We start from the raw sequence: 17379 nt of genomic DNA on the forward strand, positions 1-17379 counted from the left end.
ATGGCGACCCACGATATTCCCCTCTTTCATTTGGAAAAAAATCCGTTCGAAATGGGAATTTTATCCCTTTCGGATCAAACCACCCTGGAACTTGTCAATGAAAAAGTCAGGATTCCCCACCGCCACGACCATTATTGCTTCTTTTTTATGGAAAGTGGTTGCCTGAATTTTAGTGTCGATTTCCAGAATATAGACATCCAGCCTTCCTCCCTTTTAATAACCCGTCCCGGACAAATTCACGAACTCGGTTTTGCCAAAGATCCTGCCGGGTGGCTACTGGCTTTTGATGCACACTTTATCGACGAAAAGGCCCGCAGCGTGATCGACCAATCCTTTGTGAAAGTCATTTTACTCCAGTTGGACGAGGCCGAAAAAACAGAGGTATGCACCCTTTTCAATCTGATCTATTCAACCGAATGCGAGAAATCACCGGCAAACTTTCATCAGCGGCTTCTCCAAACGTTGATCAATGCCCTATTTTACAAAATCGTACTGATTTTTCAAGCGCAGGAAGACAAACGCATTCAAAGCTATTCATCCCGGAGCATGGAAATTACCAGGCGGTTTCATCAGTTGGTGAAAGCCCATTTTCTCCTCCTGAAAAAAACCGCTGATTATGCGTCAAAACTCAATATAACCGTCAGTTACCTGAACGATACCGTCAAGGCGGTCACCGGGTTTTCCTCAACCTACCTCATCCAGCTTGAAATTTTTCGGGAAGCCCAGCGATTCCTGGTGTATACCACCAACAGCGTTAAGGAAATTGCGTTTCAGTTGGGCTACGACGACGAGAAATACTTCATCCGGTTGTTCAGTAAAACGATTGGGACATCGCCGGCCAGTTTTAGAAAAAAGTATCGATGACGGTTACGTTCTTTTTTTTTCAGATAAGGCAACGGGGAATCGAAGCCTATGCAAAAGATGGGTATCTTGAACGCCTGTTTCTCCCATAAACCGTAAGCACAAACCGCCTTTTATTACCCCTAATCATGGAAGCTCCTTTCGATACGCACTGGGCCGAAGAGGCCCGGTTTACGTTCAATCAACTCCCCACGGAGGTACAGAATGCGTTTTTGCGGCAACTGCCGAATCTGGTGGTTAGTTATGCCGGCCTCTACGCCCAACGCCCGGAAGACTCAAAAGTAGTCGGCACGGTTTCCCATATGCAGGCACCGGACTGGAATTTATGGCTGCGAATGGGTACGGAATATGCGGAAGGCGAAACCGGCCCGATCCTGTTTGTCAACGAGTTTTCGTCATTGTCTCCTGACGACTTTGAACAATCGGTAGCCACAGCCCGGCAATCGCCCGACCGGGTCAATGAAGACGGGAACGCGGCCGGGTCGCCGATGCGATGAAGTGAATTGAACAGATTTTTATCTGCATCAATCCGCCCCATTCGTGTGCTCATTTTTGATTTCAATCATCCTTTTTTAGGCCGTGGCAAAACCCTTTTTAAGGCATCGAACCAGGTCTGGGCTATTTTTTCGGCCCCCTGTGCATTCGGGTGGACTTTATCGGCGATTGCATCGGTTTGCCAGTCCCAGCCTTTCTCCTGATTAACCAGCATTACATGCCTGCTGTTCACCTCTTTGACCATCACTCCGATTTGCTCGTTGAGGGCTGGAATGTAGCTGTACTTCGGGAGTTTGCCACTGGAAATAACCTGCGCCACCAGGATGACAACCCGCGGATTGATGGCGGTCAGTTGGGCAATGATTGATTTCTGAGCTGTAATAATACCGGCTACCGGATTTTCAGTATCAAAATGGTTGTGACCGGTGTGCAGCAAAACGATGTCCGCAGGAAACCGGCTGTAAAGGCTATCCGCACTGGCTGCCAGAAACTCAGCATTTTTGCCCCCGTAACCGGCGTTATAAACCGTATCCGTCGGGGTGGTACTGGCCTTTGGGCCAATAAATTGGACGGAATACCCCGCCTTCCCTAGTTTTTTCTGAAGCGGAAAAAGGTAGGAAACAAAATCAGCGCCACCCTGAGTAATCGAATCACCAAAACCCAGGATCGTGATCACTTTCGCGGTCGTGTCCTGCTGGCTTTGCGGTGAATGGCTTTGAAAAGCAGGGTGATCGGTCAACCGGGCCGACACGGGAGTTGAAAGGAACAAAACGAGAGAAATCAAACAAGCCTCAACGGATCGCATCATAACTTTTGAGTAACGTCCCCTACCCTTTGATGTCCAGCCGGTCGCACCAGCCGAGAAACGTCGTGTAGGTATCATCCAGAATTTTTAGCTGCTCCGCCGGGATTGCCTGGGCCTTCGCCCGGCTGACCAGTTCCAAAGGTACTCCTCTTTTCTTCAAAAAGTATTTGGCGCTAAGCGGATAAAATTTCGAGATAATGGGTTCGGTTCGGGTAATTTCGGACTGAATCCAGTCGAGATCCGCCTTTTTTGAGGGATCGTTGGCATTCCGGCACAACCAGCTATGGATTTCGGGGTAAAAATTACCGGAGATCGGCGACATACCCCGCGCTCCTTTTTGCAGCGATGCCACGGCGGTAGCAGTATGCGCATTGTAAAATTCGAGTTGGGAACCGCGGGCGATTTCCAGTTTGGTCTCGATGTTTTTCAGGTCTTCAGAGGTGTCTTTGTGGTAGATCATCCGCTTGTTGGCAACCAGCGATTTGAACACACCGGGCGATAGCAGCCGCTTGTAGGGATTCGGACATTCATACGTTCCGACCTTCATAGAACCAGTTTGCGAAAGAAACTTTTCAACATTTTCCGTCAAAACCGCATCGCTTTCTTCTTTCCCCGCAAAATGACTCGAAATCAGAATGACCCCATCCACACCGGTATCGTGAATTTTTCGGGCAAAATCGGCTTTTGCGTTCAGCGTATCCCCGAATGAACCCGTCGAAACCACCGGGACCTTTCCGTTGACCCGCTTCACCACATGCCGGGTCAGCGCAATCCGCTCCTGATCGGTCAGAAAGTACATTTCACTGCTCAGGCAATTGGCAAAAAAACCTTTGGCTCCGGCGTTCAGGTAAAAATCGATCAACCGGGAAAGCCGGTCGTAATCAATGGCGGAATTGGAATCGAACGGGGTGATCATCACCGGAACGAACTTTTTTTCGTCCCGCCCGTATCCGCTGGCTACGGTTTTTGCCTGCGTCGTTGCGGGCAGAAACGTCTGGGCACCGGCGAGAACGGCCACAGCGGCCGGGGTGATTTTTTCCAGAAATTCCCGCCGGGTTAAGGAGGTAAGCGATTTCATTGATCATCAGGGTTTAGAGTTGGATGGGAACGCTGCCGGGTCGCCGATGCCATTGGACGCATCGGCGACCCGGCAGCGTTCCCTGGCCTAACCAGTAATACTTCAAATTATCGCAATCGGTACTCCCGGTTCGCCATCTTTTTTTTCAAACCTTTCCAGAACCGCCTTCCGGGCCGGAAATAGACGGATTTTGAGAGTAAGTATCCCTTAAAAAAGTCCTTGCATAGCCATTTTGTAATTTATTTTTTAAAAATAGAAATAATCGTAGTACACTATTGCACTGCCAGCGTATATGTAATGGTTAAACAGCCGCATCCCATCTCTATGACGTCCCTGTAACGATTCCTGATTATTCCAAACCCAATTTATTGCATGAAAGGATTAGTTTTACCAGACACTGGTACACCCTTCGCATGGTTCAGCAAGCGGTGTACCCTGCTCACCGCTATGGCCATTGTGGCGACCACGGCCCATTCGGCGCCGGTTTTGCGGCCGGCAACACCGGAACGAAAAACCGCAATGATCGAGCGGACCCGGTCACTGCCCAAACCGGTTGAACTCATTAAAGGAAAGGTCACCGACGAAAAGGGCGATGCACTGCCCGGCGTCAGCATTTTACTGAAAGGCACCCAAAAAGGAACCACCACCGACGCGGGCGGCAACTTTTCGATCGAGGTGCCTTCGATGAATTCGGTGCTTGTATTTTCGTTCGTCGGATATACCGCGCAGGAAGTCCCCCTCGCGAACCGCACAACCTTGGAAATCAGATTACTGGCCGAAAGCAAGGCACTGGACGAAGTGGTAGTGACCGCCCTCGGGATTCGCAAGGAGACGAAATCCCTCGGCTACTCGGTTACGAAGGTAGACGGCGAGAGTTTTACCAAAACCCGCGAAACCAACTTTGCCAATTCGCTGAACGGCAAGGTGGCGGGGGTCAACATCAGTCCGGCAGCAACGGGGCCAGCCGGTTCCAGCCGTGTGACCATTCGCGGAAATACCTCGATTTCGGGCAACAACCAGCCCTTGTACATCATCAACGGGCTGCCGATGGACAACACCCAGTTCGGAGGACCGAAAAATGACAACCCGGACTTTGGCGACAACATTTCCAGCATCAACCCCGACGACGTCGAGGACATCACGGTTTTGAAAGGCGCTACGGCTGCGGCTTTGTACGGTTCCAGGGCCAAGAACGGCGCCATTGTGATCACCACCAAGTCGGGCAAGGGCAACAAAGGGCTGGGCGTTGAATTCAATACCAACAATACCTTTGAGGTGCCCTTTTTTCTCTGGGAGTTACAAAAAGAGTACGGCCAGGGCTACGGCGGTGTAAAACCGGCCAGCCAGCAGGATGCCGCCAACCACGGGCAAAACCACTGGGGGGCGTTGTATGACGGCTCCGAAACGATTCAACTGGATGGCGTGAAGCGGCCCTATTCGTACGTGAAAGACCAGGTGTTGGAGGACTTTTACGGCGTAGGGCACACCAACACCAACAACATTTCATTTTCGGGCGGTGGCGACAAAGGCAGTTTCCGGCTGGGAATCACCGATATGCGGAACAAAGGTATCATTCCCAATGCCAGCATGCGACGGAACAACATTAGCCTGGGACTCAACCAGAACATTTCCAAAAATCTGAACCTGGCGGCCAATGTCGATTACATCAACGAGCGCGTCGACAACCGCTACGTGTTTACGGGCAACTCGGGGAACAGTGCCGGAACGATCCTGTATGTCAACAGCAACATGCCGACCAGCGCCCTCTCGCCGGGCTACGATGAGAATTACAAGGAAAAGGTTCTGGGGACGGATTTGAACGCGACCAACCCGTATTACACCCTCAACCGGATTAAAAACCAGACCAACAAAGACCGGTTTATTTCGACCGTGAATCTGCGATACAACCTCTTCGACTGGCTTTTTATTCAGGGAAAAGTCGGACAGGATTACTACGGTTTTATGACCAACAAAATTGTTCCCGAAGGAACGGGCTACCGGCCGGGTGGTCAGATCGATCAGTCGCAGCAGACGTTCTGGGAGCGAAACTTTGAAGGGCTGATCGGTTTGAACCGGAGCCTGAACAAGGATTTCGACCTGTCGGTGAATCTGGGCGGCAACCTGATGGCGCAGCACCGGTATACAACGACGATTGTCGGTTCCGGTTTTGTGGTTCCCCAGTTGCACGTGATCAACAATACCGCCAACCGCAACACCACCACGGCCACGTACGACAAAAAGATCAACTCGGTTTTTGCCACGGCGGAACTCAGCTACCGCAACTACCTGTATCTCAACCTCACGGGCCGCAATGACTGGTTTTCGACCCTGAACCCCAAGTCGAACAACTTCTTTTACCCGTCGGCGGGGGTGAGTTTCGTGTTTTCGCAGGCGTTTGACATGCCAAGAGCTATTAGCTTCGGCAAGCTCCGGGTTGCCTATGCGGCCGTGGGCGGTGATACCGACCCCTATCTGCTCAACTTGACGTATGGTCTGCTGCCCTACAACTACGACGGTCGCTCGCTCGGAACCATCAATCAGTTTACCGTACCCAACAGCAGCCTGCGGCCGCTGAGTGTCAACGAGTTTGAAGTGGGCCTGGATTTGCGGTTATTTAACAACAAGCTCGGCTTCGACCTGGCCGTTTACAACAAGCTGACCACCAACGACATCGCCGTCGAAAGTATTTCCTCCACCACCGGGTATTCGGGGGTGTCGGTCAACGTCGGCGAAATCCGCAACCGGGGGGTTGAATTGCTGGTTACAGCCAAACCGGTCACGACCAGCAACTTCCGGTGGGACGTGTCATTCAACCTGGCGTATAATAAAAGCAAGGTGCTGAAGATCTCGAACACGTCCAAAGAACTCATTCTGGCAACATCCACGAAAGCGTTCATCAAACACGTCGAGGGCGAGGAATATTCGCAGATTGTCGGTCGAACGATCAAACGGGATGCCCAGGGTCGGGATGTGATCGATGCCACCGGACTGCCGATCGTTCCCACCAATGTGGTTTCCTTCGGATCCGGGATCAACAAATACACGACCGGGATCATCAACAATTTTGCGTACAAAAACTTCACGCTGTCGGCGCAGGTGGATGGCAAATTTGGCGGCAAGATTTACTCGGAAACCAACTACAGCCTCGACCACCGGGGTATGTCACCGCACTCGCTGCTGGGACGGGCAGCGGGTGCCGTGCTGCCGGGCGTGACCGAAAGTGGTGAAGAGAACAAGGTTCTGGTGACGGCGGATCGGGTCAACAATCGGGCCATCATCGTTCGGCGACGGGATGCACTGGACGACTACATCTACGACGCCAGTTTTATCAAGCTGCGGTATGTATCGCTCACCTACGCCTTGCCGAAGTCCCTCTACGAAAAAATCGGGTTTGTCAAGGGTGCCAGTGTCTCGCTGGTGGGCCGGAACCTGAGCATCCTGATGAAACACACCCCCGGTCTGGACCCTGAAACCAATCTATCCGCCGGGAACGATCAGGGGATCGAATCCACGCCTTTGCCGCCAACCCGGAGCTACGGGTTCAATGTGAATTTGAAATTCTAGTTTCATACCGGTTATCCTAAATTGACATGAAAAAGAGCATTTATATAGTTTTCACCGGCTGCCTGTTTTTCCTTTCGGCCTGTGACAATGGGTTTGAAGACCTGAACAAAGACCCCAACGCCGTTACTGCCGACCGGTTCAACCCCGCGTATCTGTTTACGACCGGGCAGTACAATACCGCCAAGGGCGATGAAACCACCAGCCTGAATTATGCCGAACCGTTTGTTCAGCACATGGCGACGCTGAGCAACGTAGGGATTTTTGATTTTCAGGGTGATAAGTACGTGTACCACAAGGGCAATAACGAAGCCATGTGGAAAGGGACGTACAACGCCATTGCCGGTTCGTCCAAACTGATTGAGGACGTGATTACGTTGTCGAAGGACAAACCGCAATACCACAACCTCTACCACATGGCCCGCATCTGGAAAACGGTGATTTACCACCGGCTGACGGATATGTACGGCGATCTGCCGTATTTTGAAGCCAATCAGGGCTATTACCAGCAGATTTACAAACCCAAATACGACGCGCAGAAGGACATTTATGCCCACATGCTGAGCGAACTGGAAGACGCCACTGCCAAACTCGACGCCAGCAAGACGCTCTACACCTCATCCGACATCGTCTACGCGGGGAACATTGCCAAATGGAAACGGTTTGGCTATTCCATGATGCTTCGTCTCGGCATGCGGATGTCCAAAGTAGACCCGGCGGCTGCCGAATCCTGGGTCAAAAAAGCGTTTGCGGGGGGCGTTTTTACGGCCATCGACGACAACCTGTTTATCAAGGGAACCGACAAGGCCGGGACGCAGGAAGTGCTGACCAACGGTCAGAGCTGGACCTTGAGCGTGTCGGGCCGAAGTCCGGGTAAAATTGCCAAGACGTTTTTCGACTACATGAAAAGCCACAACGATCCCCGGCTGAAATACACGGTGGCGGTCTACACCGATCCGACCAATGTGGCGACCAAAAACACCGATCCGGCGGTTCAGAAAGGCATGCCCAACGGTCTGGACCGGATTACGCTGCCCAAAGATCCCAGTTACAACCCGACGGCTCCGGGCCAGGAACACCAGTTTTCGGGCGTCAATCGGGACGTATTTGCCAAGCTCGACGGTCCGCGGATGCTGCTGACGTATGGCGAAGTTCAGTTGCTGCTGGCGGAAGCCGCCGTCCGGGGCTGGATTCCCGGCGATGCCGCCCAGTTCTACCGGAACGGGGTGACGGGCGCGATGAAAATGCTCCAGCAATACGACGGGTCGGCCACGATCCCGGATGCCGATATAACGGCCTACTTAACCGCCAATCCGTTTGTGGGCGTTGCCGACAAGGAAAAAGCGTTCGAGCAGATCAACTCCGAATATTGGGTGGCAACCTTTCTGAACGGCTACGAGTCGTATGCCAATGTCCGGCGTTCCGGCTATCCGAAACTAACCCCGGTCAACTACCCCGACAATGAAACCGGTGGCACCTACCCCCGTCGACTGCGCTACCCGGACGACGAACCGGTTTTGAATGCCGCCAACTACAATGCCGCCGTGGCCCGTCAGGGAGCGGATACTTACAAAACCCGGGTGTGGTGGGATAAGCAATAGTTGAATTCCAATTAAGCCGCTTTTGCCCCCCAGCCCCCTAAAGGGGGAGCTTGGAGCGCGAGAAAACTCCCCCTTTAGGGGGCTGGGGGGCAATTTGCAAGCACATCACACGGATCAGAGGGTCTACATTTCCTTCAAATTCGGGGCAGCCACATCCCCACCGTGGCCCCAAAAATCCCGATGGCCATGATAACGGTACACAGAAAAATAAAGGCTGCGGTGATGAAACGGAAGGTATTATCCGGTTTTTTCTGCGCATGAAAATACATCTCCAGTACCAGCAATGAAACCGGAAGGGCATAGGTAAAAACGGCCAGCGCCGTGAGAAAAGGGCCGGTGAACGTTTTGGGATCAAAACCGACCGGGCCGCCGTTGATCAGCAACCAGCCCATCAGCCCCACCCGGAAAAACCAGACGCCATTGGTCACCATGAACAGCCGCAGCGCCCAGGCCCGGTGCTGGTCGAACCGGCGGGCTCTGGCGGCTCGAATGGCGAGTAAGGCAAACGAAATGATGTAAATCGCCTGGAGGCTGATGCTGATTTTCTGGGTTAAATCGCCGATGGTACCGCGCGTCCAGACCATAATTAGCCCCGCCAAACTGACCAGGATGGCCGTCGTGACGTAGGTCCGCCCGAGCCAGCGATGAAACCGGAGGAAGTTCTGACGAATCGGCGACATAAGTTGAAGCGGTCCGCCAATCACCAGAACAGCGGCCAGCAGAACATGACTGCCAACGATGAGATTGCCTTTCCAGTCGCCTTCGACATAACCGTGTGGCAAAACCCGGTTCCACCGCGCAAAATCGCCCGTCAGAGTGGTTTTTCCGTAAAACAGAAGGATATAGATCCCGAAAAGCCACTGCCCCACTGTTGCCACGACCAGACAGGCGGTGGCCGCGAAAGTCAGCATTCGGGTTGCCGTCGAAGCGGTTGCTTCTCCGGATGAAGAGATGGTAGTTGGTGTCGTCATAGAGGAAAAGCTGTTCAGTTTTCCCTAAACCTAAGACGACCCGGTTTTTCGCCGGGTAGACAAATGTCCTCTTCGGATGAGCGGTTTAATTGGGGTATGAATGTCAGGAAGCCAAACCGCTCCGGAGTCGGCTCAGGTGCCGCTGCGTAATCCCCAGATACGACGCCACATACCGCAACGGCACGTGCTGGATGATGGTGGGTTTCTGCCGGAGAAATTTCCGATACCGGTCTTCGGCCGTCAGGCTGGTCATGTCGTTGATCCGGCTCTTTTCTTCTTCGAGGTGTTTTTGCAGGATCTGAATCGTGTAATCTTTCTGCGTACGGCTGCGCTCCGCCCCGACGTCCACATCATCCCGACTGATGCGAAGCAGTTCGCAATCGGTAATGCAGTGCAGGTTTTCGTTGGAAACCGTGCGGTTCATAAAATGGAAATACGACGTAAAAAACCGGGAGCCCTCGTTGAGGTCAGTCGTGATTTCGTTGGCGTCCCGGTCTACGTAAAAGTTGCGCATGTACCCCGAAACGATAAAATTATGGTATTGGGGCACTTGGCCGGCCGGTTCGATGATCGTGTCTCTCGGTACAAAAACCGGCTGGAACATTCGGCGAATGGACGCCTTGTCTTCGTCGGGTAAACTCAAAATCTCCCCGACATAACTGAAAAACCGCTGGTAGTAATGTTCCATCGTGAAAGTGAGTAAGGTGAGCAATGTACCGGTTTTAAGCAACTAAAGGATTTGCGTTTTGCCCCCAACCCCCTAAAGGGAGCTTTGAAATCCGGATATTTTAGCCCTCTTTAGGGGGCTGGGGGCAACCTACCGAATCGTATTTTCCAGCACCACAACCGAAGGCCCGGTGGTCAGCCATTTTTTACCCAGCCCGGTGGTGTCGCCCTGTGGGATAAAATACACGAACGAACCCAGCACCAGATCGATGTCACCATCGGCATCCATGTCGCCGGCATCCATTACCACCCAGCGTCCTTTCGGGGCTTCGGGAAACGAGTAATCGTCAAACTTTAACTTGCCCTTGTTTTCCAGATAGACAAAGCTCTCTTCCGGATAGCGGGCATAATCCGGGAAAAACGAAATGGCGGCCATATCCAGGTCACCGTCCCGGTCAAAATCCCGGATCAGCGCCTTGTACGCGCCATTCAGCTGGTAGAAATACGCCTGTTTGAAGTTGGATTTTCCATCATTCAGAAAGATATAAATTCCGTGGTACTTCTTCAGGATCGGCGTTTTATCGGCATTGTCGCCACTCACATACACGATGTCATCAAAACCGTCCTGGTTGAAATCGACCAGTTCCATGTGCTGCGACCCGTTGAGGGGCAAAAAAGTCAGTAACCGCTTCTCCCTGAACGTGCCCGATCCCTGGTTTTCATACAGAAAAACACCCTCATCGCCCTGCGCCATGAGCACATAAATGTCCGGCAACCCGTCGTGGTTGGCATCCCGGATGATGGCTGTGATGGCACCGGGTCTGTTCCGCAAAACCCGCCGGTCGTAGCCCCCGCGCCCATTGCTGACATACCAGGCTAACTGCCCGGTCTGGTTGCCAAATTCACAAGCCACGACGTCTTCAAAACCGTCTTTGTTCAAATCGCCGTAGGCCATGCAAACGGGTCGGCGCAAACCGGAAAGGGCGATGTTGCCCAGTTTATAGCCCGGTTCGGTGCCATTTTTCACCCAGCGCAGCAGGGCACCGTCGGGCGCATCGTTCGGGAAAATGCCCTTCCCCACCGTCGTGATATACAGATCGTTGCCTTTTTCATCAAACTGAATCGGCGTGGCACCCAGCCCCAGGCTAAACTTCTCGTTCAGGTCGGCGGTGAGAAAGGTCAACGTATTGCGGGTTCCTTTGCCATCGTTAAAGACAATGCCGCGCTTGTCGGGTAAAATCTTGACCAGCGTCGTCAGGGCGGGGCGATGCGCCAGGGACGGTTCCCGGAGCTTAAAATGCCGGAGTCCCATCCGGATTCTGCTGTTGCGGATGGGCGGCTGGATCGTGTCCGGGGCATTTTCGAGGTAATAGGCTTCGATTTTGCGCCAGTCCTCCAGCGCCAGAACCGGTTTTTCCGGATAGATCCGGGCATTCCGCACAAGGGTGCCGCTGAGGCCGGGTTCAAACAGACTGTCGGGCCGGACGCCCCCGCTGTAGATGCCCATCCGATGCCCCATGGCGGGCAGCACATCCCGCCAGTTTGTTTTCGACAGCAAGTCGGGGCTCACGTAGGTATGGCACCCGCTGCAATGCGCCATCGCCAGTTCTTTGCCGGAGAGGCCCGAAACCGGGATGTCGCTCAACGCTTGTTGGTCATTCTGCTTTTTCGCCGTACAGGAAAGGAAGAGGTAGAATAGAATACAAAAGGGTAGCCGTCGTCTCATACACAAAGAAACCGAATTCGGGCGATTGGCGGCACATCCGCGCGCAATCTTTTGTCCTTTTGCCTACCCATCTAACGCCCCCTTCCTTCTCCCATCCCATCGTTCAGGTTTACTTTCCAAACAGCAAGGCAAAACCGACATCGAACGATAGTTTCTGGTATTTTTCCTTAATCGGAACAATCGTAATGGTGTTAGGATTGAACGTTTGCATAAAACCTTCGTTATCGGAACGGTAAAACGAATACCCGAATCCGGCGGATAAAAGCACGTTGCGGTTGATAAACCAGGCTGCACCAACCGCCGGAACCAGGTTGGTAGAACTCCCTTTCAGATTTACATTATTCAGATTTAAAACATTTCCGTGGTGGGTGGCGGTGGAGTTGTAGGTAAAGCCAATCGCGGCAAAGGGTTTAATGCTCGAGTTTCCCACGTAATAGCGGATGAAGGGTCCGATGCCGATGGATCGATTGTTGTAATCCGAAGGGCCAGGCTGAAAGCTATTGCTGGTATTTGAAAAGGGTATAGAAACGCCAGCCAGCAGGTTTTTAGCGACAAAATAGCCCACTGAAGGCGTCAGGTTCACCGTCAGCATATGGCCCTTAGACACTTTGTAACGTTGGTACGTCAGATTGCCCACCTGAGCGCCCACCTGCCAGCGTCCTTTTTCAGTTTGTGCCAAAGCCACTGAAACGAGTGTCATCAGCAGCAACCCCGTAAAACCGGTCGTTTTCATATCGATTGGTTTGGGAAAGTATATTAAGATTCCAATAGTACAAAATCTTATGAAATAATTATAATACGATCCAGTGATTTGTAAATAATGTAGAATAAGATTTTGTTAGCCAAGCTTAACAAGTTGTTTAAGTTAACCGGGGAGAGCCCTGGAAGGGCGATCTGTCACTAGCCAATAGCCGATAGCAACTCGTGGTAGCTCCGGAGGAGCGGCCTGAAGATGTTTTTAGACCGCTCCTCCGGAGCTACCACGAGTTGCTATCGGCTGTGGACTAGTGACAGGACAGGCCTCCGGCCATACCTTAATTCAAATAACTTCTAAGACATTCGCCAGAATCGTTAGCGGGGTTGAGGTCGAGCGAAAACCATGAAAAACGAACCCAGATGAACGTATTAAAAAAACTCCGGCATCAGGAGCAGAACGGCGACGGTATGAGTGCCGATGAATGGGAATGGTATAAACGCAAGCAAAGGAAAAAGCCCCAAAACAGCGTGTTTTGAGGCTTTTTGCAGAGGGAGAGGGATTCGAACCCCCGGACCTGTTACAGTCAACAGTTTTCAAGACTGCCGCGATCGACCACTCCGCCATCCCTCTGGGTCACTTATTGTGGGTGCAAAAGTAAGACGGTTTTTTTATTTTCCCAATACCCTCCGCCAAAATCCGTATTTTTTCCTTCCGATCCCCTAACTTGCCTTCCAAACCATCCGGGTGAACACCCGGTCGACGGCTATGTGGCAGGAAGAAAACAACCAACTTACCCGAACCTTCACGTTCCGGGATTTTAGCGAAGCCTTCGCGTTTATGACCCGCGTGGCCCTCATCGCCGAAAAAATGGACCACCACCCCACGTGGACCAACACCTACAACCAGGTCTCGTTCCAACTTAGCACCCATGACGCGGGCAACACCGTTACGGAGAAAGACCGCAAACTGGCGGAAGCAATCGATAAACTTATTGAGTGATTGAGCAAATGAGTGATTGAGTGAAGGACTGCGTCATCGCGCCTAGTCTGACTCTTTTCGCTCAATCGCTCAATCACTCATTCACTCAATAAAATGAAACTCTACCTCGTCCCCACCCCCATTGGTAATCTGGATGACATTACGCTGCGGGCGGTGAATGTGCTGAAGTCGGTGGATGCCATTCTGGCGGAAGACACGCGCACCTCGGGTTTTCTGCTGAAACACCTCCAGATCAGCAAACCGCTCCACAGCTACCATATTTTTAATGAACACCAGACCGTGCAGCGCGTCATTGCCCAACTCAAAGCGGGCAAAACCCTGGCGCTGGTGTCGGACGCCGGAACGCCCGCCATCTCGGACCCCGGTTTTCTGCTCGTGCGCGAGTGCATCAAACACGAGATTCCGGTCGAGTGCCTGCCTGGCCCCACGGCCTTTGTCCCGGCGCTGGTCAACTCAGGGTTGCCCGCCGACCGGTTTACGTTCGAGGGATTTCTGCCCCACAAAAAAGGCCGCCAGACCCGGCTCGGAGAGTTGGCCGAAGAAACCCGAACGATGGTTTTCTACGAATCGCCCCACCGGCTGGTCAAATCGCTGACCCAGTTTGCCGAGGTTTTCGGCCCCGACCGACAAGCCAGCGTATCGCGCGAGCTGACAAAACTGTTTGAAGAAACCGTTCGCGGTTCGTTACAGGAAATAATTACGTACTTTGCCGAAAAAACGATAAAAGGTGAACTTGTCATTGTTGTCCAGGGAAAATAGCCACCGACTCCTGAAAGCTGTTTTCGTTATTCTATATTCGTTATTCAGTATTCATTATTCATCCGCCCAGACCCTTTCCCCCCAGGCCAAAGTCAGCCTGATCACGGTGGCGCCAGGGTCCGAATTGTATTCGTCGTTTGGCCATACCGCCCTGTGGATCAGCGACCCCATGTACGGCGTCGACCGGGTCTATAACTACGGCACCTTTGCGTCCTACGCTGACAATTTTTACGTCAAATTCCTGAAAGGCACCCTGCCCTACTACGTGTCGGTGTATCCCATGCCGAACATGATTTACGGGTCGCAGTTGGAAAACCGCACGCTCAAGGAGCAAATCCTGAACCTGTCGGACGCCCAGAAACAGCGGCTTTTTCAGCTCCTGGAAACCAACGCCCTGCCCGAAAACCGCGAATACAGCTACCGGTTTTATTACGACAATTGCGCCACCCGCCCGCGCGACATGCTCGTCAAAGCCTGTGGCGACAGCCTGCGGTTTGCCAACGTGGTCGATTCCACCAAGTCGTACCGCGACTGGATGAACGAATACATTGCCAACCAGGCCTGGGCGCGGATGGGCATGAACCTCGGCATCGGGTATCCGGCCGACATCAAGGCTACGCCCTGGCAGGCCATGTATTTGCCCGACAATGTGTATACGGAGGTCGACCACGCCCGGCTGATCACCACCAACGGACAGGAAACGCCACTGGTGGCCAACAGCCTGATGCTGTTCCGGGCCGTCACGGCGGAAGAAACCAACGCCTTTCTGACGTACCTGCTTTCGCCGGATTTCTTCTTTGCGGTGCTGCTGGTGGTGGTTTTTCTGGTTACGCGCCGTCAGCAACGGGCCAAAAAAGCCGGTTTCTGGCTCGACCGGCTGTTGTTTGGCTTCACCGGTTTCTGGGGCTGGTTTCTGGTTTTTCTGTGGTTCGGCACCGACCACGGCGTCACGACCTGGAACCCCGCGTTGCTGTTCATAATGCCGCTCCATGTGCCGCTGATTTTCTGGGTGACGCGCCGGGGCAATCCACAAACAATCCGAACCTATTTCCTGTTGACGATGGTATGCCTGATTCTGTTCTTTTTGTATGCGTTTTTTCAGGATTACCTCTACGGGTTTACGTTCTTTTTACTAACCTTGTTGTTTCGCGCGTTTTACCAATTCCGCACGGCATCCACCCAAACCGCACCGTCCACTTATGCCAGGTCCTGATATCCAATTGGCGGGTTTAACCCAGCAGATCACTGAAATTGCCCGGCAGGCCGGGGCATTCATCCGGCAGGAAAGGCTTTCGTTTTCCAGTGAACACATTGAATACAAAGACGTTAACAATCTGGTTTCGTACGTTGACAAAGAAGCCGAGAAACAGATTGTCGAAGCCCTGCACACACTGTTGCCCGAAGCCGGTTTTATCACGGAAGAAGGAACTACCGGACAGAACGCCGACCGCACCGGGCTGAACTGGATCATCGATCCGCTCGACGGCACAGCGAATTTTATCCACAATCTGCCGGTTTTTTCGGTCAGCATCGGGCTGGCCGATGGCAAAACACCGATTGCGGGGGTGGTTTACGACATCAACCGCGACGAGTGTTACCACGCCTTCACGGGCGGAGGAGCCTGGTGTCTGCGCAACGGCGCGGTCGATGAGCGCATCGCCGTGTCGCCCGCAACCCGACTGCATGAAAGCATGATTGCCACCGGTTTTCCATATTCCAGCATGGACCGCATCGAGCGGTATCTGGCCATTCTGGCATCGCTCATGAAGCGCACCCACGGCCTGCGCCGAATGGGCTCGGCTGCCATCGACCTGGCCTACGTCGCCTGCGGGCGGTTTGAAGCCTATTACGAATTCAACCTCAATTCGTGGGACATGGCCGCGGGCGTGTTGCTGGTGCGCGAAGCGGGTGGCATCGTTACCGACTTCAACGGGGGCGACGAGTTTCTGTTCCGGGGCGACGTGCTCGCCGGTTGCGCCATGCAGCCCGAATTGCTGGCCGTCATCGAGGAATACTGGAACAACGAAGGAGCGCTGCCGATTCTTTAATCAGGAAACGGTATTCGGTTTACAGTTTACGGTGGCTACCGCATTAAACGTTGGGTATAATTAAGCATGCGTCAGCCACCGTAAACAGAATACGGTAAACCGTAAACATCTTTAGGTTGACTCCACATGATTCCCATCATCTTCGTTCATTCCGGTTACCAGTCCTATCTGGAGTATAGCCTGCGGCAGTGTCGGCTGGCGAATCCGGCGTCGGCGGTGTATTTACTGGGTGATGAGGACAACAAAAACCGCTTTCCATTTGTCACGCACGTGCCGATTGCATCGCTGAATCCGGAAAAATCCGATTGGTTTACCAAACGCTACGTTCACCGGTCCTACAATCCCGAATGGTATGAACGGCTCTGTTTTGTCCGCTGGTTCTACGTGCTGGCGTTTATGGAGGAGCGAAAGCTGGACGAGGTTTTCGTGGCGGATTCCGATGTGATGCTCTATAAAAACCTGGATCACTATGCCGCCTGGACATCCCGAAAACCGGGTCAACAGTCGGCTTATTGCCTGACCGACCACCAGTCCATCGGTTCGTATAGCTGGGTAGCCTCGGCCCACTCCTCCTTCTGGACCCGCAAAGGCATTGCCGATTTTTGCGCCTATCTTCTGAAAACCTACCAGACCACGGCCAATCAGGCCCGTCTGGAAGAGAAATGGCAGTATCACCAGCAAAACGGGCTGGCGGGTGGCGTGTCCGATATGGCTTTGCTGTACCTCTACGAAACCGACCATCCGGGTCAGGTGGTCAATCTGTTGCAGCCGTCGGCGGGGCCGAACCAGCCGCTGCGGGAGGTGTTCGACGTTAATGTCAGCATTCCGCACAACCAGGTAGACAACGAGTTCGAGATGGACGAGCGTTCGCTTAAAAAAGTCCGGTGGGAACACCAAGAGTTTGTCGGCTACAACCGGATTTTGAAAGAAACCTGTATCTTTAATTCCCTCCATTTTCAGGGATTGAGCAAACGCTGCATTCACCAGTATTACCAGGGTACCGATCTGAAGCTGCATCAGCTGATGGAGGAAGTAAAACACCGGTTTGACCCGGTTTTGCAGCCGGTTCGCCAACTCAAAAAAGGTTTGAAACGGATTTTAAAACGCTGACG

At 52.9% G+C, this 17379-nt stretch carries 15 protein-coding genes and 1 tRNA gene; 9 read left to right on the forward strand and 7 right to left on the reverse strand.

Annotated features, from left to right (window positions below; all coding sequences use genetic code 11):
• Positions 1–51: 51 nt before the first annotated feature.
• On the forward strand, positions 52–864 hold the full coding sequence (locus tag F0P93_RS07185; RefSeq protein WP_191908745.1) for an AraC family transcriptional regulator: 813 nt from the start codon (positions 52–54) through the stop codon (positions 862–864).
• A 125-nt stretch (positions 865–989) separates the two neighbouring features.
• Positions 990–1358, forward strand: a complete 369-nt coding sequence (locus F0P93_RS07190) for a hypothetical protein (protein WP_150875646.1) — start codon at positions 990–992, stop codon at positions 1356–1358.
• 65 nt (positions 1359–1423) lie between these two features.
• Here the strand turns inward: F0P93_RS07190 and F0P93_RS07195 are convergent, their stop codons facing one another.
• Together F0P93_RS07195 and F0P93_RS07200 are read right to left on the reverse strand one after the other, a co-directional pair.
• Complete coding sequence (locus tag F0P93_RS07195; RefSeq protein WP_191908746.1) at positions 1424–2164, reverse strand: GDSL-type esterase/lipase family protein; 741 nt, start codon at positions 2162–2164, stop codon at positions 1424–1426.
• 19 nt (positions 2165–2183) lie between these two features.
• On the reverse strand, positions 2184–3239 hold the full coding sequence (locus F0P93_RS07200) for a dihydrodipicolinate synthase family protein (protein WP_150875648.1): 1056 nt from the start codon (positions 3237–3239) through the stop codon (positions 2184–2186).
• 372 nt (positions 3240–3611) lie between these two features.
• Here F0P93_RS07200 and F0P93_RS07205 point away from each other — a divergent pair, with 372 nt between their 5' ends.
• Together F0P93_RS07205 and F0P93_RS07210 are read left to right on the forward strand one after the other, a co-directional pair.
• Positions 3612–6803: a SusC/RagA family TonB-linked outer membrane protein gene (locus tag F0P93_RS07205; RefSeq protein WP_150875649.1), complete on the forward strand. Its 3192-nt coding sequence runs from the start codon at positions 3612–3614 to the stop codon at positions 6801–6803.
• A 26-nt stretch (positions 6804–6829) separates the two neighbouring features.
• Complete coding sequence (locus F0P93_RS07210; RefSeq protein WP_150875650.1) at positions 6830–8401, forward strand: SusD/RagB family nutrient-binding outer membrane lipoprotein; 1572 nt, start codon at positions 6830–6832, stop codon at positions 8399–8401.
• Between the two features lie 134 nt (positions 8402–8535).
• Here the strand turns inward: F0P93_RS07210 and F0P93_RS07215 are convergent, their stop codons facing one another.
• The 5 genes from F0P93_RS07215 to F0P93_RS07235 form a co-directional block, all read right to left on the reverse strand.
• Positions 8536–9372: a DUF2306 domain-containing protein gene (locus tag F0P93_RS07215; protein ID WP_150875651.1), complete on the reverse strand. Its 837-nt coding sequence runs from the start codon at positions 9370–9372 to the stop codon at positions 8536–8538.
• A 103-nt stretch (positions 9373–9475) separates the two neighbouring features.
• Positions 9476–10060, reverse strand: a complete 585-nt coding sequence (locus tag F0P93_RS07220; RefSeq protein WP_150875652.1) for a Crp/Fnr family transcriptional regulator — start codon at positions 10058–10060, stop codon at positions 9476–9478.
• Positions 10061–10189: 129 nt separating this feature from the next.
• The gene (locus F0P93_RS07225) at positions 10190–11764 is read right to left on the reverse strand and encodes an FG-GAP repeat domain-containing protein (RefSeq protein WP_150875653.1); all 1575 of its coding nucleotides are present in this window, start codon (positions 11762–11764) and stop codon (positions 10190–10192) included.
• Positions 11765–11873: 109 nt separating this feature from the next.
• Positions 11874–12497 carry an outer membrane beta-barrel protein gene (locus tag F0P93_RS07230; protein WP_150875654.1) on the reverse strand — a complete coding sequence of 208 codons (624 nt, stop codon included), beginning with the start codon at positions 12495–12497 and terminating at the stop codon, positions 11874–11876.
• A gap of 509 nt (positions 12498–13006) precedes the next feature.
• Positions 13007–13091, reverse strand: a tRNA-Ser gene (locus F0P93_RS07235).
• A gap of 114 nt (positions 13092–13205) precedes the next feature.
• Between F0P93_RS07235 and F0P93_RS07240 the strand changes: the two genes are divergently transcribed.
• The 5 genes from F0P93_RS07240 to F0P93_RS07260 all read left to right on the forward strand — a co-directional run bounded on the left by F0P93_RS07240 (position 13206) and on the right by F0P93_RS07260 (position 17377).
• Positions 13206–13460 carry a 4a-hydroxytetrahydrobiopterin dehydratase gene (locus F0P93_RS07240; protein ID WP_305063154.1) on the forward strand — a complete coding sequence of 85 codons (255 nt, stop codon included), beginning with the start codon at positions 13206–13208 and terminating at the stop codon, positions 13458–13460.
• 93 nt (positions 13461–13553) lie between these two features.
• Positions 13554–14219, forward strand: a complete 666-nt coding sequence (gene rsmI / locus F0P93_RS07245; RefSeq protein WP_150875655.1) for a 16S rRNA (cytidine(1402)-2'-O)-methyltransferase — start codon at positions 13554–13556, stop codon at positions 14217–14219.
• Positions 14188–15432, forward strand: a complete 1245-nt coding sequence (locus tag F0P93_RS07250; RefSeq protein ID WP_150875656.1) for a lipoprotein N-acyltransferase Lnb domain-containing protein — start codon at positions 14188–14190, stop codon at positions 15430–15432. Before rsmI ends, F0P93_RS07250 begins: the two co-directional genes overlap by 32 nt.
• The gene (locus tag F0P93_RS07255; RefSeq protein ID WP_191908747.1) at positions 15419–16267 is read left to right on the forward strand and encodes an inositol monophosphatase family protein; all 849 of its coding nucleotides are present in this window, start codon (positions 15419–15421) and stop codon (positions 16265–16267) included. Before F0P93_RS07250 ends, F0P93_RS07255 begins: the two co-directional genes overlap by 14 nt.
• A gap of 126 nt (positions 16268–16393) precedes the next feature.
• Positions 16394–17377, forward strand: coding sequence for a hypothetical protein (locus tag F0P93_RS07260; RefSeq protein WP_150875657.1), 984 nt, complete (start codon positions 16394–16396; stop codon positions 17375–17377).
• Positions 17378–17379 lie beyond the last annotated feature (2 nt).

The sequence above is a fragment of the Larkinella humicola genome (assembly GCF_008727875.1).
Classification (GTDB): Bacteria; Bacteroidota; Bacteroidia; order Cytophagales; family Spirosomataceae; genus Larkinella; species Larkinella humicola.

What these genes read in the sequence shown, in the direction of transcription:
- F0P93_RS07185 (WP_191908745.1), top strand. Translation starts at nt 52, where the DNA reads ATGGGAATTTTATCCCTTTCGGATCAAACCACCCTGGAACTTGTCAAT.
- F0P93_RS07190 (WP_150875646.1), top strand. Translation starts at nt 990, where the DNA reads ATGGAAGCTCCTTTCGATACGCACTGGGCCGAAGAGGCCCGGTTTACG.
- F0P93_RS07195 (WP_191908746.1), bottom strand. Translation starts at nt 2,164, where the DNA reads ATGATGCGATCCGTTGAGGCTTGTTTGATTTCTCTCGTTTTGTTCCTT.
- F0P93_RS07200 (WP_150875648.1), bottom strand. Translation starts at nt 3,239, where the DNA reads ATGAAATCGCTTACCTCCTTAACCCGGCGGGAATTTCTGGAAAAAATC.
- F0P93_RS07205 (WP_150875649.1), top strand. Translation starts at nt 3,612, where the DNA reads ATGAAAGGATTAGTTTTACCAGACACTGGTACACCCTTCGCATGGTTC.
- F0P93_RS07210 (WP_150875650.1), top strand. Translation starts at nt 6,830, where the DNA reads ATGAAAAAGAGCATTTATATAGTTTTCACCGGCTGCCTGTTTTTCCTT.
- F0P93_RS07215 (WP_150875651.1), bottom strand. Translation starts at nt 9,372, where the DNA reads ATGACGACACCAACTACCATCTCTTCATCCGGAGAAGCAACCGCTTCG.
- F0P93_RS07220 (WP_150875652.1), bottom strand. Translation starts at nt 10,060, where the DNA reads ATGGAACATTACTACCAGCGGTTTTTCAGTTATGTCGGGGAGATTTTG.
- F0P93_RS07225 (WP_150875653.1), bottom strand. Translation starts at nt 11,764, where the DNA reads ATGAGACGACGGCTACCCTTTTGTATTCTATTCTACCTCTTCCTTTCC.
- F0P93_RS07230 (WP_150875654.1), bottom strand. Translation starts at nt 12,497, where the DNA reads ATGAAAACGACCGGTTTTACGGGGTTGCTGCTGATGACACTCGTTTCA.
- rsmI (WP_150875655.1), top strand. Translation starts at nt 13,554, where the DNA reads ATGAAACTCTACCTCGTCCCCACCCCCATTGGTAATCTGGATGACATT.
- F0P93_RS07255 (WP_191908747.1), top strand. Translation starts at nt 15,419, where the DNA reads ATGCCAGGTCCTGATATCCAATTGGCGGGTTTAACCCAGCAGATCACT.
- F0P93_RS07260 (WP_150875657.1), top strand. Translation starts at nt 16,394, where the DNA reads ATGATTCCCATCATCTTCGTTCATTCCGGTTACCAGTCCTATCTGGAG.